The organism is Variovorax sp. GW458-11-26-14-LB1 (genome assembly GCF_059423965.1).
Genome location: NZ_JBWKYW010000002.1, coordinates 124860 through 143991 on the forward strand (window position 1 = coordinate 124860; position 19132 = coordinate 143991).

Here is a 19132-nt window from a genome sequence, read left to right on the forward strand (position 1 = left end):
CCTCCTGCGCGTCACATCGTCGGAACGGACGATTGAGAGCGGCTGAGGGTTGCCCCTAGCATGGGCCTCGACACGGAGACACACCCACCGCCGCGCAACGCGGCGGGCACCGAAGGCAAGCACCGCATGGACCTCACGCTCAATCCCCGCTACGAAGCCTTTCGCGACGAGCTGCGCGTGTTCCTGGCCACGCACGGCCACCGCTCGGCCTTTGCGCGCACCGCCGAACGCCCCGACGCCGACGCCCTTGCGTGGCAGCGCCTGCTGCTGGACCACGGCTACGCGGGCCGCACGGTGCCGCGTGAGTACGGGGGCCACGGCGCGGCGCCCGACGTCATGGCGTCGCACCTCATCACCGAGGAGTTCGCGCGCGCCGGCGTGGCACCGCCGCTGGGCAACCAGGGCATCTCGATGCTGGTGCCCACCCTGCTCGAGCTGGGCAGCGAGGCGCAGCGGCGCGAATGGATCGGCCCCACCTTGCGCGGCGAGGTGGTCTGGTGCCAGGGCTACTCCGAGCCCGGCGCGGGCTCCGACCTGGCCTCGCTGCAGACGCGCGCCACCGAAGACGGCGGCGACTTCGTCATCAACGGCCAGAAGATCTGGACCTCGACCGCGCACGTGGCCGACATGATCTTCTGCCTCGTGCGCACCGAACCCGGCGCCGCGAAGCATGCGGGCATCAGCTATTTGCTGTTCTCGATGAAGACGCCCGGCATCGAGGTGCGCCCGCTGAAGACCATGACGGGCCACGCCGAGTTCAACGAAGTCTTCTTCACCGACGTGCGCGTGCCGCAGCACCAGATCGTGGGCCAGCGCGGCGACGGCTGGAAGGTGGCCAACGCCACGCTCAAACACGAGCGCGGCTCGCTCGGCAACCCCAACCTCACGACCCAGCGCTACCAGGAGCTCGCCACGCTGATGCAGGCCGAGACCGTCGACGGCTCGCGCCTCATCGACCAGCCCGTGCTGCGCGACCGCCTGATGCGGCTGCAGGGCCAGGTGCTGGCGCAGAAGTGCCACGGCCTGCGGCTGCTCACGGCCGCGGCCACCGGCGAAGACCCGGGCCTGGCCGCGCTGGTCGTGAAGCTGCAGGGCTGCGAGCTGCGCCACCAGCTGGCCGCGCTCGCCATCGACGCGCTGGGCGAGCTGGGCCTGTTGATGCCCGGCAGCGCGCACCTGCGCGCGCAGGCGCTCTGGCAGGAGCGCTACATGTTCGACCTGGGTTTGATCATCGGCGGCGGCACCGCGCAGATCCAGAAAAACATCATCGCGGAACGCGGGCTCGACATGCCGCGCGAACCGCGCCTGGCTTGAGACAAACGGAAAGAAGCACCTCATGGAATTCGCCCTCTCCGCCGACCAGAAGCTGCTGCAGGACAGCCTGCGACGCGCGCTCGAACGCGCCTGCCCGCTCGACCGTGTGCGCCGCGTCGCGGCCGACGACCTGCCGCTGGACCGCGAGGTCTGGCGCACGCTGTGCGAGGTCGGCGTGCCGGCCCTGCTCGTGCCCGAGGCCTTCGGCGGGCTCGGCCTGTCGCTGCTCGACGCCGCGCTGGCCGCCGAAGAGCTGGGTCGCCATGTCGCGCCCACGCCCTTCCTCGGCACCGCCGTGCTCGCACCGCTCGCGCTGCGCGAAGCCGGCAGCGCCGCGCAACAGGATGAATGGCTGCCGCGCCTGGCGGCCGGCGAATGCATCGCCGGCGTGGCCATCGCCGAGGCCGTGGCCGGCGCGCGCGATGGCGCGGGCGTGACGGCCCATGCCAACGGTACGCTCGACGGCAGCGCACTCTTCGTGCTCGACGCGGGCGCCGCCGATGTGTTCATCGTGGCCGACCGCGCCGGCGGCCTGCACCTCGTGCGCGCCGATGCGCAAGGCCTCACGCGCGGCGCGCTGCGCAGCATCGACGCCACGCGCCCGCTCGGTGAGTTGCACTTCGCACAGGTGAAGGCAGAACGACTTCCCAACAGCGGCCCCGCCACGCTCGCGCGCCTGCGCAGCGCGGGCTGGGCCCTGCTCGCCGCCGACACGCTCGGCGCGGGCGAAGCCATGATCGGCCAGGCCGTGGCCTACGCCAAGGAGCGCCGCCAGTTCGGCCGCGTGATCGGCTCCTTCCAGGCCGTGAAGCACCTGTGCGCCGAGATGGCCGCCGCGCTGGAACCCGGCCGCGCGCTCGTCTGGTACGCGGCCCACGCCTTCGATGCATTGCCCGAAGAAGCCGCGCTGCTCGCCGCGCACGCCAAGTCGCACCTGAGCGAAACCGGCACCTTCGTCGCCCGCACCGCCACCGAGGTGCACGGCGGCATGGGCATCACCGACCTGCTGGGCCTGCATTACTGGTTCAAGCGCATCGGCTTCAACCGCCAGCTGCTCGGCGGACCTGAGCGCGTGCGCCACCTCGCCGCCGAAATGCAGGGCCTTGTCGCCGCATGACCTCCACACCCATGACCACCACATCAGCCGCCCCCCGCATGCTCGAAGGCCTGCGCATCGTCGACCTCACCACGGTGATCTTCGGCCCCTACTGCACGCAGATCCTCGCGGACCTCGGCGCCGAGGTGGTCAAGGTCGAGCCGCCCGAGGGCGACAGCATCCGCATCATCGGCACGCCGCCCGTCACGCCGCTGATGAGCCCCGTGCACCTGCGGCTGAACCGCGGCAAGCGCTCGGTCGACTGGGACCTGAAGAGCGAGGACGGTCGCGCCGCGATGCGCCGCCTCATCGAGACCAGCGACATCTTCATCCACAACGTGCGCAGCGACGCCATCGCGCGCGCGGGCCTGTCGTACGACGACGTGCGCGCCATCCGCCCCGACATCGTCTACGTGCACTGCACCGGCTTCGACCAGCGCGGGCCGTACGCCGCGCTGCAGGCCTACGACGACATCATCCAGGCCGCCTCGGGCATCGCCTCGTTGCCGCCCAAGGTCGACGGCAACCCGCAGCCGCGCTACGTGCCGATGACCATGGCCGACAAGGTCTCCGGCCTGCACGCGGCGTATGCCGTGCTCGCCGCCGTGGTGCACCGGCTGCGCACCGGCGAGGGCCAGCAGGTGGAGGTGCCGATGTTCGAATCGCTCGCCAGCTTCAACCTCGTGGAGCACCTGTGCGACAAGACCTTCGTGCCGCCCACCGGCCCCGCGCTGTACCCGCGCCAGATCGACCCCATGCGCCAGCCCATGCGCACGCGCGACGGCTACATCGCCATTGCGCCCTACCTGGACGACCGCTGGCTGCGCTTCTTCGAGGCCGCCGGCCACCCCGAGGTGCTCGAGGCGCCCGAGCTGGCCGACAAGGCGCTGCGGCGCAAGCACATGAGCCGCATGTACGAGGCCGCCGCCGCCATCCTGCCCGAGCGCACCACGGCCGAATGGCTCGACATCCTGAAGAAGGCCAACGTGCCCGCGATGCGCGTGAACGACATCGCCGACCTGCCCGACGACCCGCAGCTGCAGGCCGCCGGCCTTTTCCGACAGCGCACGCATCCGACCGAAGGCGCGTATCTTGAAGTGCGCCCGCCGGTGCGCTTCTCGGGCTATGCCTACGCCGACCTGTCGCATGCCGCGACACCCGGCCAGCACAGCGCCGAAGTGGCACGCGAGCTGGGCGTGACCCTCATGAACGAACGAAAGAACGCCGCATGACCATGACTGTCTACGACGCCGTCGCGAGCCGCCGCTCGGTGCGCGAATTTCTCGACCGTCCCGTGCCGCCCGACACCATTCGCCGCGTGCTGCAGGCCGCGCTCCGCGCGCCCTCGGGCGGCAACCTGCAGCCGTGGCACCTGCATGTGGTAGGCGGCGAGCGCCTGGACGACCTCAAGGCCCTCATGCGCACCCGCGTGCAGGAAACGCCCGGCGGCGAAGGCAGCGAGTACGACATCTATCCGCGCGAGCTGGTGGCACCGTATCGCGACCGCCGCTTCGCCGTCGGCGAGGCGATGTACGCGCGCCTGGGCATTCCGCGCGAGGACAAGACCGCGCGTTTGAAATGGTTTGCGCGCAACTTCCAGTTCTTCGGCGCGCCGCTCGCGCTCTTCTGCACCGTCGACCGCCGCATGGGCCCGCCGCAGTGGTCCGACCTCGGGATGATGTTGCAGAACGTGATGCTGCTGCGCGCCGAGGGCCTGGACAGCTGCCCGCAGGAATGCTGGGCCATCTACCCGCAGACCATCGGCCGCTTCATCGACCTGCCGCCCGAACGCATGCTCTTCACCGGAATGGCCATCGGTTATGCCGACCGCGACAAGCCCATCGACGCCCTGGAGACCGAGCGCGCGCCGCTGGACGACGTGGCCGAGTTCATCGGCATCTAGGAAAGCAGTTGCACATGGACGATTGGGAAAGCGCCTGGGCGCCGATGGTGGCGCGCGTGGGTGAAGACTTCGCGAACGGCGTGATCCGCTGGGGCGTCGACGTGATCGAGGCCGGCGCGGTGCGCCGCTATGTCGAGGTGCTGGAGTTCGACTGCCCGCTGCACCAGGGGCCCGACGCGGTCGCGCCATCGACCAGTCTCGCCAGCCTCACGCTGCCGCCCATGTGGGCCCCGGGCCAGCCGCCCGTGTTCACCAGCGAGGCGCGCAACGCCGAACCCGAGCGCAGCCCGCTCAAGGGCACGCGCCCCGAAGGCATGCCGCCCACCACCGCCTACATGGCGACCGACTACGAGGTCGACTACCTGCAACCCGCCCGCCTGGGCGACCGCCTGGGAAGGCGCGGCAACCGGCTCGTGCGCTGCGAGCCCAAGGCCACGAAGGTCGGGCGCGGTGCGTTCACGACGTGGGAGTACGACATCGTGAACCAGCGCGAGGAGGTCGTGGCGCGCTGCCGGTTTGGCATGTACCACTACGTGCCGCACTGATGCCCCGCTGTCTCGCGCTCTGGCGCACTCACGCCGACGGGGCACCTTGCTCCGCGAATGTCCTCCGGCCTTCGGCCTCCCCCTTAATTTCGCTGCGCAAGGCACCCCATCGACGTGAGCGTTTTGCGCAACGGTCGTTGATCGGCCGCACACCAGCGCTGCTTCCCGTGCATAGGGCACTGGGTGCTTCCCGCAGCGAAATCAAGGAGGAGGCCGCAGGCCGGGGGACATTCGCGGAGGGAAGTACCCGGTGGCCTGTGCACGCGCCCTGAACAAGGAAAGCAACAAGATGAACTGGCAAGAACAACGCCGCTGGAACGAAGTCAACGAGGGCGACCCCTTGAACCCCGTGCCCTTCCCCCTCACCGTCTACCGCCTCGTGATGGCCGCCGGCGCCAACCGCGACTTCAACGCCATCCACCACAACACCGAGCACGCCCAATCGACCGGCGCCCCGGAGATGTACGCCAACGTGATGCTGCTGCAGGGCATGTGGGAGCGCGCGATTCGCGAGTACATCGGCACGGCCGGCGTGCTGCATGCCATCCGCGGCTTTCGCATGAAGTCGTTCAACACCGCGGGCGACACCGTCACCGTGCGCGGCCAGGTCGAACGCAAGTGGATCGACGACAGCGCCGACGCCGCGCACCGCCACCGCCTCGACCTGCGCCTGTGGAGCGAGAACCGCCACGGCGTGTCGGTCGGCCCCGGCCTCGCCGTCGTGAGCCTGCCGCCCTGACATCGCACCCACATAGAAAAACCATCGGAGACAAGACAGACATGCACAACAGCAGATTCACCCGCCGCCACGCCCTCGCGCTGACCGCCGCCCTGGCCACCGGCAGCAGCGCCTTCGCGCAGCAGCCACCGAGCAGCTGGCCCGACAAACCCATCCGCATGATCGTCCCCTACGCCGCAGGCGGCGGCACCGACGTGTTCGCGCGCATCGTCGCCGAGGGCCTGGGCAAGCGGCTCGGCCAGAGCGTCATCGTCGACAACCGCCCCGGCGGCAACGGGCAGATCGGCATCACCGCCGTGCAGCGCGCACCGGCCGACGGCTACACCGTGCTGTTCTCGCTCACCTCCATCATCCAGAACCCGCTGCTGTACCCCAACGCCGGCTTCGATCCGTTCAAGGACTTCGTGCCCGTGTCGGAGGCGGGCCGCCTGCCCATCGTCTTCACCGTGAGCAACAAGCTCGGCGTCGACACCCTCGACGGCTTCGTCAAGCTCGCGCGCGCCGCGCCCGGCAAGTACTCGTACGGCTCCTACGGCAACGGATCGAGCGCCCACCTGTACGCCGAGGTGCTGCAGGACGCCGCGGGCATCCAGCTGCTGCACGTGCCCTACAAGGGCGAAGCGCCGGCCATCACCGACCTGCTCGGCGGCACCGTCGATGCCGTGTTCGTCTCGGCCAAGGGCGTGGGCCCGCACGTCGCGGCCGGCAAGGCGAAGTCGATCGCCGTGGTCGGCACCGCACGCGCCCCGCTCGCGACCGGCGTGCCCACCTTCAAGGAACAGGGCTTCGCCGGCATGGAGTCGGTCGGCTGGTTCGGCATCTACCTGCCCGCCGGCACACCGCAGCCCATCGCGCAGCGCCTGTCGACCGAGGTGGCCCAGGTGGTGCAAAGCCCCGAGCAGGCGGCGCGCATCGAAGGCCTGGGCGTGATCCCGGTCGGCAGCACGCCCGCGCAGCTCACCGCCACCATGCGCGCGGACCATGCGCGGTGGAAGCAGGTGATCCAGGCCAAGAACATCCGGCTCGATTGAGGCGGATGCCCTGCGGCCCGGTTCACTCCAGCCGCAGGTTCATGTCCTTGATGAGCCGCGACCACAGCAGGTTCTCTCTGCGCACCGCCGCCATCAACTCCCCCGGCCCTTCCCCCGAAGGCTCCAGCCCCAAACCGATCATGCGTTCCTGCAGATCAGGCTGCGCCACCGCCTGGCGCACCGCGCCGGCGAGCTTGTCGATGGCCGGTTGCGGCGTGCCGGTGGGCGCGAAGAAGCCCCAGAAGCCGCCGTGCTCGTAGCCCTTGAAGCCCTGCTCGGTGAAGGTGGGAATCTGCGGTGCGAGCGGCATGCGGCGCGTGCCGAACACGCCCAGCAATTTCGCGCGGCCCGACTTCGCGTGCGGCAGCGCCTCGCCCATGGTGACGAAGCCGCCCTGCACCTGGCCGCCGAGGATGTCGATCATCAGCGGCGCGCCGCCCTTGTACGGCACGTGCGTCATCTGCAGGCCCTCGTCGCGCATCAGCTTCTCGCCGTAGAGGTGGCCCGACGAGCCCTGCCCCGCCGAGCCGAAGCTCAGCTTGCCGGGCTGCGCCTTGGCCATGGCGACGAACTCGCGCATGCTCTTCGCAGGCACGCCCTCGCCCACCGCGAACACGAGCAGGCCGTAGTTCGACAGCGACACGGGCGCGAAGTCCTTGAACACGTCGTAGCCGGGCTTGGCCATCAGCAGCGGCGCGAGCACGAAGGAGTTGACGGCGAACAGCAGCGTGTGGCCGTCGGCCGGCGCCTTGGCCACGAAGGATGCGGCAATGGCACCGTTGGCGCCCGGCTTGGGGTCGATCAGCACCGGCTGGCCCAGCGGCTTGGCGATGCGTTCGCCGATGGTGCGCGCGATGCCGTCGACCAGCCCGCCGGCCGCCGACGACACGATCACCTTGATCGGCTGGGTCGGGTAGGCGTCGGCCGCCTGCGCCTTCGGCAAGGCACCGAGTGCGGGGGCCAGCAGTCCGCTCGCGCCCCATTGCGCGAATCGACGTCGTTGCAGCATGAAGAGGTCTCCTGTTGGTTTTCTTGACGATGAAAGTCGTTCAGCCGGCCGCGCCCCACACGGCCAGCGCATCGAGCGCCTCGACCGTGCGGCCGTCCACCCGCAGCGGGTTGACTTCGAGCGAGACCAGCTCGGGCCCGAGCGCGAGCGCCGCGTTGCCGATGGCGGCCACGGCTTCGGCGATGGCGTCGCGGTCAGCCGCGGGCGCGCCGCGCCAGCCGTCGAGCAGGCGCGCGCCGCGCAGCTCGGCCAGCATGTCCTTCACCTCGGCGGGCGTCACGGGCAGCAGGCGCAGGCTGGTGTCGCGCAGCGCCTCGACCCAGATGCCACCGAGCCCCACGGCGAGCGCCGGGCCCCACTGCGGATCGCGCACGGTGCCGACGAACAGTTCGAGCCCGCCCTGACGCATCGGCGCAACGAGGATGCCGTCGATCTCGGCCTCGGGCCGCGCGGCGCGCACGCGCGCGTCCATCGCCTGCCAGGCGGCACGCACCGCGTCGGCACCCTGCAGGTTGAGCGCCACGCCACCGACCTCGGTCTTGTGCGCGATCTGCGCCGAGGCGATCTTCAGAACGACCGGGCCGCCCAGCTCGTCGGCGAAGCGCGCGGCCTCGTCGGCGCTGCGCGACAGCCGCACGGGCACCACGGGCACGCCGCGCTGCGAGAGCCACTCGAGCGTCTCGCGCTCCGAACGCAAAGGCTGCGCGGGCGGCGTGGCCGGCACCGCGGCAGCGACACCTTGCGCGCCTTGACGCCGGCGCAGCGTTTCCGACCAGCGGCGCACCGCCCCCGCCGCGCTCATCGCATGGTGGATGCCGCAGGCGATGTGGCGGATGCCGGTCTCGGCGATGAGCTCGCGCGACCGCTCGCTCACCTGCATCACGTAGTGGCTGCAGACGATGGCCGGCACCGGGCTGGCGGCCAGGCCACGCGCCACCTGTGCCAGCACAGCGCGGTTCAGTGGCGTGTCGTTGGCCGGTGCGTTGGGCACGTCGGCCACGACGATGGCAGCGCCCAGCGCGGGGTCGCGCACCAGCGCCTCGAGTGCGTTGCCGAACAGCTCGGGCTGCAGCATGGCCGCGCCGGTCACGTCCAGCGGGTTCTGCGGCGTGCCGTAGCCCGGCAGCACCTCGCGCAGCGCGGCCTCGGTGGCGGGCGCGAGCGGCGTGAGCACCAGGCCTTCTTCCTCGGCGCGCTCGGCAAAGATCTCGCACATGCCGCCCGACATCGACACGGCCGCCAGCCCGCCGGCCGCGAAGGGCCCAGTCATGCTCGCGAACGCGGCGGTGAACACCAGGTCTTCGATGGAGCGCACGCGCATCAGGCCCAGGCGCTGGCACATGGCGTCGAACACGCGGTCGTCGCCCACCAGCGAGCCGGTGTGGGCCTGCGCGGCCTGCGCCGTGATCTCGCTGCTGCCCATCTTCAGCACGACGATGGGCTTGGCCACGGCCAGCGCGCGCTCGGCCGCGGCGGCAAAGCGCTGCGGGTCGCGCACGGTCTCGGCGAACACGGCGATGGAACGCGTGTGCTCGTCGTCCACCAGGTAGTCGATGACCTCGGCGATGTCGATGTCCGACTCGTTGCCGGTCGACACCATGCGGCTCAGGCCGATGCCGTGCACCTGCGCCATGAACGACAGCTGCCCCGCGAGCGCACCGCTTTGCGACACGATGCCCAGCGTGCCCGCCGGCAGCGGCTCGCGCAGCGAGGCGGTCCACACGGCCGAGCGATCGACGAAGTTGACGAAGCCCAGGCAGTTCGGCCCGAGGATGCGCAGGCCGCGCGAGCGCGCCTTGGCCGTGAGCTGGCGCTGGCGCTCGCGGCCTTCCTCGCCGGCTTCGGCGAAGCCCGAGCTCAGCAGCACGGCGTTGCCGATGCCCGCGCGCTGCAGGTCGGCCAGCGCGTCGTCGAGCGCGTCGGCCGGCACCATGAGCAGCGCCGTGTCGACCGGCTCGCCGATGGCCTCGGCCGAGGTGGCCGCCGCCATGCCATGAAAGCTGCCGCCGCGCCGGTTGACCGGGTAGAGCTGGCCCGCGTAGCCCAGCGTGCGCAGGCTGGCGAGCGCCGCGTTGGACCACACCGAGCGCTCGGTGGCGCCGACGAAGGCGATGGCCTTGGGGTGGAGGAAGCAGTGAAGAGAAGAAGAGGAAGAAGTCATGGCGGGAAGGAAGGTCGGGTTCAGTCGTCGAGCTTGATGCGCAGGTCGCTCACGAAGCGCTTCTCGTCGGCGTAGGTCTTGTGCGCCCAGGCCGTGTAGGCGGGGCTGTCCATGTAGAACCTGACGTAGTCGTTCAAGTCGAGCGTGCGCAGGAATTCGGGGTCGTCCACGGCCTTGCGGAAGGCCTCCTGCAGCGCCTGCACCACCTTCGGGTCCATGCCGCGCGGGCCGGCGATGCCCCACGAGCCGTTGGCCACCACGTCGTAGCCCAGTTCCTTCACGGTCGGCACGTTCAGCCGCGTGGGCGAGCGCGCTTCGTTGAAGGTGGCCAGCAGGCGCACGCGCCCGCCCGCCACGGCGGCGCCGAAGCCGGCCTCGGAGACCGCGTCCACATGGCCGCCCATGAGGGCGTTGTACAGCTCGGCCGCGCCCTTGAAGGGAATGAAATTGAACTTCACGCCGGCCAGCGCGGCCAGCCGCTCCATCGACACGTGCGAAGTGCCGCCGCGCCCCGTGGTGCCGTACGACACCTCGCCCGGCTTGGCCTTGGCCGCGGCCAGCAGCGCGTTCAGGTCTTTCCACGGCGCCTCCTGGCGCACCGTGATGCCCAGCGTGGCGGCCGTCACGTTGGCCACGTAGGTGAAGTCGGTGGCCGGGTCGTAGCTCACCTTCTGCAGGTGCGGCAGCCGGTACAGCGAACTCAGCATGAGCGACAGCGTGTAGCCGTCGGGCGCGGCCTTGCGCGCCATGGTGGTCGGCGCCAGCGTGGCGGCCACGCCGGGCTGGTTGAGGATCACGATCTGCTGCTTCAGCTCGCGCGAGGCCGCCAGGGCCAGCGCGCGCGCCTGCACGTCGGTGGCGCCGCCCGCGGGGTACGGCACCAGCAGCGTGATCGGCTGCTTGCCGAACAGGCCCTGGGCGCGCGCCAGGAAGGGCAGCGCGGTGCCCGCGGCGGCGAGCGCGGCGCCGTGGATCAGGCGGCGGCGCGCCGGGTCGGTCGGGAAGAAATGCATGGCTTGTCTCCGGTCGGTCGAACAGTCGAATCGTTCGTTCTTCGGCGATGGTCGCGCGCAGCCCTGTGCCGGTCACCGTCGCTTCGGACGACTTTGGCCGCCAGGGCGCATTCGATCCCGTCGCTTCCGACGATGCCGGCGCGGCGCGTCCCTTCCATACTCGGCGCACAACAACGAACCGACCGACGGAGACCGCAGTCCATGGACCTCACCCAGCCCCTGCACAAGGCCCTGCAGGAACGCCCCGGCGCCACCGCCCTCGTGTGCGGCGAGCGCCGCAGCACCTTCGCCCAGTTCGTCGACCGCGTGGCGCGGCTGGCGGCCGTGCTGCAGTCGCTGGGCCTGCAACCCGGCGACCGCGTGGGCCTGCTGGCGCTGAACTCCGACCGCTACGTGGAGTACCTCTACGCCACCTGGTGGGCGGGCGGCGTGATCAACCCCGTCAACATCCGCTGGAGCGCGCGCGAGGTCGCGTACTCGCTGGACGACTGCGACACGCGCATCCTGCTGTCGGACGCACACTTCGGCGCCGTGGCGCAGCAGCAGCGCGAACTCTCGCGTTCGCTGAAGACACTGGTGCACTTCGGCGACGGCCCCGCGCCCGACGGCATGGCCGACGCCGAGGCGCTCATGGCGCAGGCGCAACCCGTGCCCGACGCGCGGCGCGGCGGCGCCGACCTGGCCGCCGTGATGTACACCGGCGGCACCACCGGCCTGCCCAAGGGCGTGATGCTCACGCACGGCAACCTCTACACCGGCCAGCTCTCGGCCAACATGGCCGCCACGCGCCCCGCCGAGGCCGTGGGCCTGAACATGGCGCCCATGTTCCATGTGGGCGGCACCGGCCTCACGCTGCAGCTGATGATGCGGCTGTGCACGCAGGTCATCATCCCGGCCTTCGACGAAGTGAAGGTGCTCGAGGCCATCCAGAACGAGCGCGCCAGCGAGACCTTCATGGTGCCCACCATGCTCAAGCGGCTCATCGAGCACCCGCGCTTCGGCGAGTTCGACACCACGCCGCTGCAGCTGGTGCTGTACGGCGCCGCGCCCATCGACGACGCGCTGCTGCTGCAGGCCATCGACAAGCTGCCGCGCGCGGGCTTCTGCCAGCTCTACGGCATGACCGAGCTGTCGCCCGTGGTCACCGTGCTGCCCACGTGGTGCCACCAGCCCGACCAGCCGGCCGCGCGCCGCCGCTCGGCCGGGCGGCCCGTGCCCATCGCCGAAGTGCGCATCGTCGATGCCGAGGGCCAGCCCGTGCCGAACGGCACCGTCGGCGAGATCGCCGCGCGCGGGCCGATGGTGATGGCCGGCTACTGGAACAAGCTCGAGCAGACCGCCGAGGTGCTGCGGGGCGGCTGGATGCACACCGGCGACGGCGGCGTGATGGACGCCGACGGTTTCGTCTACGTGGTCGACCGGCTCAAGGACATGATCGTGAGCGGCGGCGAGAACATCTACTCGGCCGAGGTCGAGAACGCCATCACGCAGCTGCCGCAGGTGTCGATGTGCGCCGTGGTCGGCGTGCCCGACGACCAGTGGGGCGAGCGCGTGCATGCCGTGGTCGTGCTGCGCGCCGGCGAAGCCTTGAGCGCCGAGACGCTGGTGGCGCACTGCAAGACGCTGATCGCCGGCTACAAGTGCCCGCGCAGCGTGGAGTTTCGCGAAGAGATTCCGCTGTCGCCGGCGGGGAAGATGCTCAAGTACAAGCTGCGCGAGCCGCACTGGGAAGGGCGCACGCGCAAGGTGGGGTGACGCGCCGGCGGGTGTGTCTGGGTGTGTACGGGTGTGTTTCACCTGCTTGGGGTATGGTGGCGGGCCGCCACCTGCACCCACTGCGACATGCACCGCCGCCTCCTCGCTCTCGCCCTGCCCTGCTTTCTGCTCCTTGGCCTGTCGCCCGCCTTTGCGAACGGCAGCCTGCAGTGCGACGGCCGGCCGTACGCGGTCGAGATCCAGTTCAGCCTCTCGACCGGCCAGCTGACCGAGCTGATCGTGGCGAACACCGCCTCCGGTGCCGACGAGACCGAGCGCTTCAGCCTGCAGCAGCGCTTTGTCGACCATCGCCGCCAGTTCATGCGCGCGCGCGGCACCGGCCTGGACCGTCCGCAAGTAGCCGTGGCACTGCGCGTGGCCGGCGCGACCGGCACGCTCAGCTACCGCGGCACGCAGTACGAGCTGCGCTGCAACTGGACCGCGCTGGGCTGACCCACCCTTTCATGCGTTCACGCTTCGCATGCCGCAAGACCGCACCCTTCTCTATGCCGGACGCGGGTTCGAGGTGGCGCATGTGCGCCTGCACGCGCCGCAGGGGCCGGCGTGGAGCGACCTGTACACCGTGGCCTCGCCGCGCGTCGTCTTCCCCATCGGCCGCACGCGGCTCGACGTGCGCTCGGGCGATCACACCTGGCTGACCGACGCGCTCACCGCCATCCGCTTCGGCGATGCCACCGCCTACCGGCTGCGGCCCGAGACCGCGACCGTGCGGCACAGCCTCGTGGTCAGCGGCCAGGTGTCGGTGAGTCCGGCCCACGGTGAAAGCGCGGCGGGCGTGAGCGTCTGCCTGCTGACGCCGCTGGCGCTGTACCGCATGCACGCGGCACGGCGCCAGCTGCCGGACACCGACGGCGCACAGGCCGCGGCCCTGGTGGCCGCGCTCGTCGCCGAGCTGGGCAGCGCGCCGCACCAGGCGCCCTGGCATGGCGCCGTCGCGCGCGCACGGCAGCTGCTGCTGTCCGAAGGCAGCGGCCCGGGCGCGCGGCCTGCTCTCTCGCTGGACGAACTGGCCGAGGCCGTGTCGCGCTCGCCCTTTCACCTGGCGCGGCGCTTTCGCCAGCAGACCGGCCTGAGCCTGCACCAGTACCGCCAGCACCTGCGGCTGGCGGCGGCGATGGAGCGGCTGGCCGACGGCGAGCGCGACCTGGCCGGGCTCGCGCACGACCTGGGCTACTGCAGCCAGAGCCACCTGGGCGCCGTGTTCCGGCGCGGCGTGGGCGTCACGCTCGGCGAGGCCCGCCGCGTGCTCGGGCCGGCGGGCGCAGCAGGCGCACGAATCTGATAGCTTTCGCGCCGGCCGGGCCACAGACTGGCCCGATGACGACATCGCCTCGCACCCTCTGGACCGGCGCGCTCGCCGCGCTGGCCGCCGCCCTCATCGGCAGCGCCTGGCAGCTGCTGTCGCGCCACGGCGTGACCGCCACCGCGCTCGGGCCGATGGACCTCGCGCTGCTGCGCTACGGCATTCCCGCGCTGCTGCTCAGCCCGCTGTGGCTGCGCGGCAGGCTGGTGCCGCCGGGTGCGTCGCGCGGCGCGCTCGTGCTGCTCGTCGTCGGCAGCGGCCTGCCCTTCGGCCTGCTGGTGCTGGCCGGTGCGCAATGGGCGCCCGCCAGCCACATGGGCATCTTCATGGCCGGCAGCCTGCCGCTGTTCACCGCGCTGGGCGCGTGGGTCTACCGGGGCGAGCGCGTGCACGGCCTGCGCCTGCTCGGGCTGGCCGGCATCGCCGTCGGCATGGCCGTGTTCGCGGCGGGCAGCTTCGGCGAGGGCTTGCGGCAACAGCACTGGCGCGGCGACCTGCTCTTTCTGCTGGCGGCCCTGCTGTGGACCGTCTACTCCCTGGCCTTCGGCCGCTGCGGCATGAGCGCATGGCAGGGCGCGGCCTTCGTCAACGGCGCATCGACCCTGCTGCTGTTGCCGCTGCTGTGGCTCGCCGGCCCGCCGCGACTGTTCGCCGCGCCATGGACCGACATCGCGATGCAGGCCGCAGGGCAAGGCGTGGTCGCCGGCCTGCTGGGTCTGGTGGTCTACGGCGTGGCGATCACGCGGCTGGGCGCCGCACGCGCCGCGCTGTCGTCCGCGCTCGTGCCCGTGCTGACCACGCTCGGCGCGGCGTGGTGGATGAACGAGCCCGTCACGCGCCCCGCGTTGCTGGCGCTGTCGTTCGTGGTGCCCGGCGTCGTGCTCGCGAGCGGCGCGCTGCGGTGGCCGGTGCCGGCGCCACGCGACAGCGAACGCAAGACCCCAGGGGAGAATGCGACGACGCCGTGAGGTGGTGTGACGCCTCCGTGCGCTAGCGGCACAGATCGGCTGCAGCGGCGTTCAGTTGCGCGATGAAGTCAGGAAGAGGAACGCGTGAGCCCAGGCTTCCGTCTTTCGCGGGGAACGCAACGCAGAGCTGGTCCCGGCCTTCCTCGCGGTCGAGCAGCAGCAAGAACTGGCCATCGAAACTCAGTTCCGCGACGAGGTGTTCGTGCGCCGTTTCGCTCAGGATGGTGGTTTCCCATTTCTCGTTTTTCATGTCTGCTCTGCGGATGAAAGATGACGATGCCGTGCGCTGAGGGTTGAGGCCCGACAGGGCCGGATGATAGGTCGGCAGGCCTGCGAATCCGCCCTCGAACGTCTCGCGTTGGCCATGGCTATACTGCGCCGGTCACGTCATCAACATGGCGTGATCGGGATTGGCGTCCCGATGAAATCACTGCGACGTAAAGCCGCAGCCACCCCGCAGGGTCTGCGGCTTTGTCGTTCGTGCTTCCTGTTTAGGCGGCTCGATGGGCGGGCGCGAGCCCGGCCGGTTTCACGCAAGTGGTTTCCCGGTACGCCAACCCGTCGAGCTGCCGCCCTCAATTGGCGTTGGGTGCGTCGGTTTCAGTAAATCGAAACCCTTGGAGGCCATTCATGGCTGCATCTGCATCTCCCCGCGCGTGCGCGCACGCGTCTTCGCTTTCTCCATCTTCTGAAACCGCCAGTGCCGAATCGCTCGCGCTGCAGGCGTGTGATGACGTCGACAGTCTGCATGCGGTGCAACGCGCCTACGCGTGTATTGAAAAGCTCATCGTTCCGCAGCGTGTGGGGGATACGGAAGAAGTCTTTCCGACACGGACGGAGTTGGGGGCGTTGGTGCGGTTGGTGAATGAGGAGCTGCAGCGGCGGATCGAGGCCGCTGATGCCACGACTCAGGCACTGCGTGCGGCGCTTGGTGAAGGCGGTGTGCGATAAGCCGCTTCGCCCCCAACATGGAATCTCCAGCGAGATGGCCCAAATCTTTAAGGCGAGGCACACCTGTTCGGCTGGTCAAAATCTAGCACTCAACAATGGAAACGGGCATATCGCATTTCGAGTTGGGAAGGCAGAATCCGGCCAACATTAAGCATTCGAACCAGGGATCAGTCTCAGCCACAATCTTCTTAGTGCGAGCAGTGCCTCCGATGCTGACGAATCGACACTCAAAGCAACGCGCGTTTGAAGTACTTGATCCCCTTTTGAAATAGTTCGATCCATCCCATGCCCGTTCGATATCGACTTGCGTTGTGCTGTGTTGCAGCGCTTTCCGCTGGATGCTCCTCCATCCCGGACTATCAGCAACCCGAGGGAGAAAGTGCAGCCAAGTTGCGCGTGGTCGTTCCCAATCCGGAGCAGTTTGCGCTTCGTCTTGCAACGGTCGATCTAACTGCATGCAAGCCCGCCGCCGATATCGGCTGGGTTAGCGGAGGCGCAAGGGTTGATACGGCACGATTGGGCATGCTCGACACTACGATGCCGCGAGATGGCGTCCTTGAGAGGCGAGTTGCACCAGATCGTCCGATGGCGGTCATGCCGTGGATGACCGTTGCGCTGTTCGATGCAGCAACAATCCTCTTCTCGATGAATCCGGCTACGCAAGGGGCTATTCAGAAAGCCCAGGCAGGCGTCTGCGCAGTGCCGGTCTTTTCCCCAAAGCCTGGCGAAGAATATGAGTTGTCGATCAAGATGGCAGCGGGTGGTAGGTGCACCATAACGCTCAGCTTACTCTCGATCGATGAAGGAAAAGTCTCACGCACCCCTGTGAAGGAGACGGGCTGGGTATCGCTCCCAGCGGGAATGCTTCCAGCAGAGAAAAAACTGATGGAATGCGACAAAAATCAACCGCAAGCCACTGCATCTTCGGCATCACGAGCTGCTTAGTGAACGACTGCTCTGTGGCAATGTGTACTGCCGCTATGGGCCCAAAGCAGAAGTAGCTTGCGCTCAATAGCCGTCAATTGCCACGATTGGCCTGGTCCGTTTAATTCTCGAATGGTCGCATGCTAAGTCGTCCTCCGGGCCAGTAGCGTAGCGGTTCGCCGTCACCAGGCAGGTTGGGCATGCGCATTGGAGGTCGGATAACATTGCTGCGCCTCGTGGATGGGTGGAGCGCTGAATTTGATCAGAACTGCAGGTAGCTTTCACACCGTCAGACCTCCTACTAACAATAAGGTCTCAATTAAAAAATGAAGATGGGAAAAATGCTCAAGCGCACTGACTCGCGCACCCTCTTGGGTCGCCTTGCAGTGGTCGTAGCCTTGCCTCTGATACTTGGTGCTTGTGGCGCCTACGGACCGGCGTTCACCGAACCTTCGGCTCCGAATCCAAACCAGGGCGCGATCTATGTTTATCGGATGACCGCGTTTGGGGCTGGCGCATCAAGGCAGCCGGTGCTGGTCGATGGCGTCCAGATTGCGGTGCTGAAGAACGGCGGGTACTTTAGGCGCGAGCTCACGCCTGGTGATCACACGTTGGAGGTTAAAGGCTACGGGCCGGCAGCAATTAACTTCAGTGTTGAACCTGGGAAGACACTCTTCTACAGGTACACCATCGAACATCAAAGCTCTGAGCATATATACGGGTCGCTCGCCTTCAAGCACAAATTTGCTAGTTCTCTTGACAGCATTCCTCCAAATATCGCCCTCATAGAGCTGAAACAAACCCAAGGGCTGGATTGAACGCAGTCACTGGTATCTATTTCCGAATGGAACCCCTTCGAAGTCAAGCATGCACTTGAAGACATTCGCTACCGTTGTTCTGTTGACCACCCTGGTATCAGGTTGCGCAACGGCAGTGCCCCCAAAGTTGATTGGCAAAGGTCGTGTTCTTGAGGTTGTCGCCTTGAATGAGGCGACGCTCCAACGTCATCGAGTCAATGTGGCAGTCGCATTCGTGATCCCAATACCATCGTCTACGCCGGTAGCTACACCGTGGCGCTTGTACACGGTGCGACTGCTTGACGGCACCGAGGTAAAGAAGGTGGCTGAGGGGCAACTGCTTATCGGAACATGCGTGACGCTTCGCGAGCAAGCTGCGCCCGCCCACGTTGTGACCAAGGCCGACCACGAGATCGCAACGATTTCCCCCAGTGAAGGCTGCTAACAGGCTTGGGCAGGTCGCTCCTCAATTGTGAATGACAGGTTCTGGCCGATAGTGCTATCCCGAATGCTCGCACAAAGCCTCTCAACCTGATAAGCACAGGTTTGGCAAAACGCCGTGGCAAGCAGCCATCGAGAGCGGGGATTCGGAGTTCAACGAAGAAATTCGTAGCTCATCGAGGCTCAAACATCTGTTGCCCCATAAACGACGGCATCCGCCTACAGCACACCCCCTCCATTTGTGCCCCCAAATTGAGCACAATCCCCCCATGCCAAACATCGCCTCCATCCTCAAAGCCGAAATCTCCCGTGTCGCTCGCAAGGAAGTGCGAGCGGAAATCGAAACCCTCAAGAAGGCCTCCGTCGCGCACCGGGCATCGATTGCCGACTTGCGCCGTCAGGTGAGCGCGCTTGAAAAGGAATTGCGCAAGGTCGCCAAGGGCTCCGCGCGCCAGGCGCCGGCCGCCGCCGGTGCTGCGGGTGACGACGCCGACGCAGGCGGCCCGAAGCGCCGCTTCAGCGCCAACCGGCTGGCCGCGCACCGCGCCAAGCTCGGGCTGTCCGCGGCGATTTATGGGCAGCTGGTCGGCGTGTCGGGCCAGACGATCTATCACTGGGAACAAGGCAAGGCGCGCCCGCGTGCGGCGCAGCTGGAGCGACTGGCCACGGTGCGGGAACTCGGGGCGCGCGAGATTGCCGAGCGGCTGGAAGCACAGTAAGTAAGCAACGCGCCCTCGCCCATGAAACTCGGCTATACCATCGTCTACGTTCCCGACGTCGCCCAATCGCTGAAGTTCTTCGAGCAAGCCTTCGGACTGCCCACGCGCTTCCTGCATGAATCGGGCACTTATGGCGAGCTTGAAACTGGCGAGACCACGCTGGCGTTCGCCGCGCACGCGCTCGGTGATTCCAACTTTCCGGGCGGGCATGTCGCCGCTTCGGAATCCGCGCAACCGCTGGGCATGGAGCTGGGCCTCGTGACGCCCGACGTTCCCGCCGCGCACAGCCGTGCAATCGCGGCCGGCGCCTCGCAGCTGTCGGCACCGGTGACCAAGCCCTGGGGACAGGTGGTCTCGTACGTGCGCTGTCCCGACGGCACGCTGGTCGAGTTGTGCTCGCCCATCGGCGGGTGACGGGCGCCCTTCCCTGCCCCGCGCCAGC

At 68.5% G+C, this 19132-nt stretch carries 20 protein-coding genes; 16 read left to right on the plus strand and 4 right to left on the minus strand.

What is annotated here, in order from left to right:
* Positions 1 to 60 precede the first annotated feature (60 nt).
* From AC07YS_RS01970 to AC07YS_RS02000, 7 genes are all read left to right on the plus strand, one after another.
* Positions 61 to 1314, plus strand: coding sequence for an acyl-CoA dehydrogenase family protein (locus AC07YS_RS01970; protein ID WP_495267053.1), 1254 nt, complete (start codon positions 61 to 63; stop codon positions 1312 to 1314).
* Between the two features lie 22 nt (positions 1315 to 1336).
* A complete protein-coding gene (locus tag AC07YS_RS01975; protein ID WP_492686508.1) occupies positions 1337 to 2431 on the plus strand; it encodes an acyl-CoA dehydrogenase family protein in 1095 nt (364 codons plus the stop codon).
* A gap of 11 nt (positions 2432 to 2442) precedes the next feature.
* Positions 2443 to 3642 carry a CaiB/BaiF CoA transferase family protein gene (locus tag AC07YS_RS01980; protein WP_495267052.1) on the plus strand — a complete coding sequence of 400 codons (1200 nt, stop codon included), beginning with the start codon at positions 2443 to 2445 and terminating at the stop codon, positions 3640 to 3642.
* Between the two features lie 2 nt (positions 3643 to 3644).
* Positions 3645 to 4313, plus strand: coding sequence for a nitroreductase (locus AC07YS_RS01985; protein WP_495267106.1), 669 nt, complete (start codon positions 3645 to 3647; stop codon positions 4311 to 4313).
* A 14-nt stretch (positions 4314 to 4327) separates the two neighbouring features.
* Positions 4328 to 4858, plus strand: coding sequence for a hypothetical protein (locus tag AC07YS_RS01990; RefSeq protein WP_495267051.1), 531 nt, complete (start codon positions 4328 to 4330; stop codon positions 4856 to 4858).
* Positions 4859 to 5147: 289 nt separating this feature from the next.
* A complete protein-coding gene (locus AC07YS_RS01995; protein ID WP_307584393.1) occupies positions 5148 to 5597 on the plus strand; it encodes a hotdog family protein in 450 nt (149 codons plus the stop codon).
* Positions 5598 to 5638: 41 nt separating this feature from the next.
* Complete coding sequence (locus tag AC07YS_RS02000) at positions 5639 to 6628, plus strand: Bug family tripartite tricarboxylate transporter substrate binding protein (RefSeq protein WP_495267050.1); 990 nt, start codon at positions 5639 to 5641, stop codon at positions 6626 to 6628.
* A 22-nt stretch (positions 6629 to 6650) separates the two neighbouring features.
* Here the strand turns inward: AC07YS_RS02000 and AC07YS_RS02005 are convergent, their stop codons facing one another.
* The 3 genes from AC07YS_RS02005 to AC07YS_RS02015 are packed head-to-tail and all read right to left on the minus strand — an operon-like array spanning position 6651 to position 10811.
* A complete protein-coding gene (locus AC07YS_RS02005) occupies positions 6651 to 7637 on the minus strand; it encodes a Bug family tripartite tricarboxylate transporter substrate binding protein (RefSeq protein WP_157755190.1) in 987 nt (328 codons plus the stop codon).
* A 40-nt stretch (positions 7638 to 7677) separates the two neighbouring features.
* Positions 7678 to 9798: an acetate--CoA ligase family protein gene (locus tag AC07YS_RS02010; RefSeq protein WP_495267049.1), complete on the minus strand. Its 2121-nt coding sequence runs from the start codon at positions 9796 to 9798 to the stop codon at positions 7678 to 7680.
* A 20-nt stretch (positions 9799 to 9818) separates the two neighbouring features.
* Positions 9819 to 10811 carry a tripartite tricarboxylate transporter substrate binding protein gene (locus AC07YS_RS02015; RefSeq protein WP_495267048.1) on the minus strand — a complete coding sequence of 331 codons (993 nt, stop codon included), beginning with the start codon at positions 10809 to 10811 and terminating at the stop codon, positions 9819 to 9821.
* Between the two features lie 201 nt (positions 10812 to 11012).
* On the opposite strand from AC07YS_RS02015, the gene AC07YS_RS02020 reads away from it, so the two are divergent.
* From AC07YS_RS02020 to AC07YS_RS02035, 4 genes are all read left to right on the plus strand, one after another.
* A complete protein-coding gene (locus AC07YS_RS02020; RefSeq protein WP_495267047.1) occupies positions 11013 to 12566 on the plus strand; it encodes a long-chain-fatty-acid--CoA ligase in 1554 nt (517 codons plus the stop codon).
* An 87-nt stretch (positions 12567 to 12653) separates the two neighbouring features.
* Positions 12654 to 13019, plus strand: coding sequence for a hypothetical protein (locus AC07YS_RS02025; RefSeq protein WP_354344656.1), 366 nt, complete (start codon positions 12654 to 12656; stop codon positions 13017 to 13019).
* A 28-nt stretch (positions 13020 to 13047) separates the two neighbouring features.
* A complete protein-coding gene (locus tag AC07YS_RS02030) occupies positions 13048 to 13869 on the plus strand; it encodes a helix-turn-helix transcriptional regulator (RefSeq protein ID WP_495267046.1) in 822 nt (273 codons plus the stop codon).
* A 35-nt stretch (positions 13870 to 13904) separates the two neighbouring features.
* Complete coding sequence (locus tag AC07YS_RS02035) at positions 13905 to 14858, plus strand: DMT family transporter (protein ID WP_495267045.1); 954 nt, start codon at positions 13905 to 13907, stop codon at positions 14856 to 14858.
* 22 nt (positions 14859 to 14880) lie between these two features.
* On the opposite strand, the gene AC07YS_RS02040 is transcribed toward AC07YS_RS02035, so the two are convergent.
* Positions 14881 to 15108 carry a hypothetical protein gene (locus tag AC07YS_RS02040; protein WP_495267044.1) on the minus strand — a complete coding sequence of 76 codons (228 nt, stop codon included), beginning with the start codon at positions 15106 to 15108 and terminating at the stop codon, positions 14881 to 14883.
* 380 nt (positions 15109 to 15488) lie between these two features.
* Between AC07YS_RS02040 and AC07YS_RS02045 the strand changes: the two genes are divergently transcribed.
* The 5 genes from AC07YS_RS02045 to AC07YS_RS02065 all read left to right on the plus strand — a co-directional run bounded on the left by AC07YS_RS02045 (position 15489) and on the right by AC07YS_RS02065 (position 19104).
* Entirely contained in the window at positions 15489 to 15809 is a 321-nt protein-coding gene (locus AC07YS_RS02045; protein WP_495267043.1) for a hypothetical protein, read from the plus strand.
* Between the two features lie 285 nt (positions 15810 to 16094).
* Positions 16095 to 16754, plus strand: a complete 660-nt coding sequence (locus AC07YS_RS02050; protein WP_495267042.1) for a hypothetical protein — start codon at positions 16095 to 16097, stop codon at positions 16752 to 16754.
* Positions 16755 to 17065: 311 nt separating this feature from the next.
* Entirely contained in the window at positions 17066 to 17551 is a 486-nt protein-coding gene (locus tag AC07YS_RS02055) for a DUF2846 domain-containing protein (RefSeq protein WP_495267041.1), read from the plus strand.
* 689 nt (positions 17552 to 18240) lie between these two features.
* The gene (locus AC07YS_RS02060) at positions 18241 to 18690 is read left to right on the plus strand and encodes a helix-turn-helix domain-containing protein (RefSeq protein WP_070062806.1); all 450 of its coding nucleotides are present in this window, start codon (positions 18241 to 18243) and stop codon (positions 18688 to 18690) included.
* Positions 18691 to 18711: 21 nt separating this feature from the next.
* Complete coding sequence (locus tag AC07YS_RS02065; RefSeq protein WP_495267040.1) at positions 18712 to 19104, plus strand: VOC family protein; 393 nt, start codon at positions 18712 to 18714, stop codon at positions 19102 to 19104.
* Positions 19105 to 19132: the final 28 nt, after the last annotated feature.

Excerpts from the sequence above, each read along its gene's own strand:
- AC07YS_RS02035 (WP_495267045.1), top strand. The coding sequence starts at position 13,905 with ATGACGACATCGCCTCGCACCCTCTGGACCGGCGCGCTCGCCGCGCTG.
- AC07YS_RS02025 (WP_354344656.1), top strand. The coding sequence starts at position 12,654 with ATGCACCGCCGCCTCCTCGCTCTCGCCCTGCCCTGCTTTCTGCTCCTT.
- AC07YS_RS02050 (WP_495267042.1), top strand. The coding sequence starts at position 16,095 with ATGCCCGTTCGATATCGACTTGCGTTGTGCTGTGTTGCAGCGCTTTCC.
- AC07YS_RS01975 (WP_492686508.1), top strand. The coding sequence starts at position 1,337 with ATGGAATTCGCCCTCTCCGCCGACCAGAAGCTGCTGCAGGACAGCCTG.
- AC07YS_RS01980 (WP_495267052.1), top strand. The coding sequence starts at position 2,443 with ATGACCACCACATCAGCCGCCCCCCGCATGCTCGAAGGCCTGCGCATC.
- AC07YS_RS02030 (WP_495267046.1), top strand. The coding sequence starts at position 13,048 with ATGCCGCAAGACCGCACCCTTCTCTATGCCGGACGCGGGTTCGAGGTG.
- AC07YS_RS02015 (WP_495267048.1), bottom strand. The coding sequence starts at position 10,811 with ATGCATTTCTTCCCGACCGACCCGGCGCGCCGCCGCCTGATCCACGGC.
- AC07YS_RS02010 (WP_495267049.1), bottom strand. The coding sequence starts at position 9,798 with ATGACTTCTTCCTCTTCTTCTCTTCACTGCTTCCTCCACCCCAAGGCC.
- AC07YS_RS01985 (WP_495267106.1), top strand. The coding sequence starts at position 3,645 with ATGACTGTCTACGACGCCGTCGCGAGCCGCCGCTCGGTGCGCGAATTT.
- AC07YS_RS02045 (WP_495267043.1), top strand. The coding sequence starts at position 15,489 with ATGGCTGCATCTGCATCTCCCCGCGCGTGCGCGCACGCGTCTTCGCTT.
- AC07YS_RS02040 (WP_495267044.1), bottom strand. The coding sequence starts at position 15,108 with ATGAAAAACGAGAAATGGGAAACCACCATCCTGAGCGAAACGGCGCAC.
- AC07YS_RS01970 (WP_495267053.1), top strand. The coding sequence starts at position 61 with ATGGGCCTCGACACGGAGACACACCCACCGCCGCGCAACGCGGCGGGC.
- AC07YS_RS02000 (WP_495267050.1), top strand. The coding sequence starts at position 5,639 with ATGCACAACAGCAGATTCACCCGCCGCCACGCCCTCGCGCTGACCGCC.
- AC07YS_RS01995 (WP_307584393.1), top strand. The coding sequence starts at position 5,148 with ATGAACTGGCAAGAACAACGCCGCTGGAACGAAGTCAACGAGGGCGAC.
- AC07YS_RS02065 (WP_495267040.1), top strand. The coding sequence starts at position 18,712 with ATGAAACTCGGCTATACCATCGTCTACGTTCCCGACGTCGCCCAATCG.
- AC07YS_RS02005 (WP_157755190.1), bottom strand. The coding sequence starts at position 7,637 with ATGCTGCAACGACGTCGATTCGCGCAATGGGGCGCGAGCGGACTGCTG.
- AC07YS_RS02060 (WP_070062806.1), top strand. The coding sequence starts at position 18,241 with ATGCCAAACATCGCCTCCATCCTCAAAGCCGAAATCTCCCGTGTCGCT.
- AC07YS_RS01990 (WP_495267051.1), top strand. The coding sequence starts at position 4,328 with ATGGACGATTGGGAAAGCGCCTGGGCGCCGATGGTGGCGCGCGTGGGT.
- AC07YS_RS02020 (WP_495267047.1), top strand. The coding sequence starts at position 11,013 with ATGGACCTCACCCAGCCCCTGCACAAGGCCCTGCAGGAACGCCCCGGC.
- AC07YS_RS02055 (WP_495267041.1), top strand. The coding sequence starts at position 17,066 with ATGGGAAAAATGCTCAAGCGCACTGACTCGCGCACCCTCTTGGGTCGC.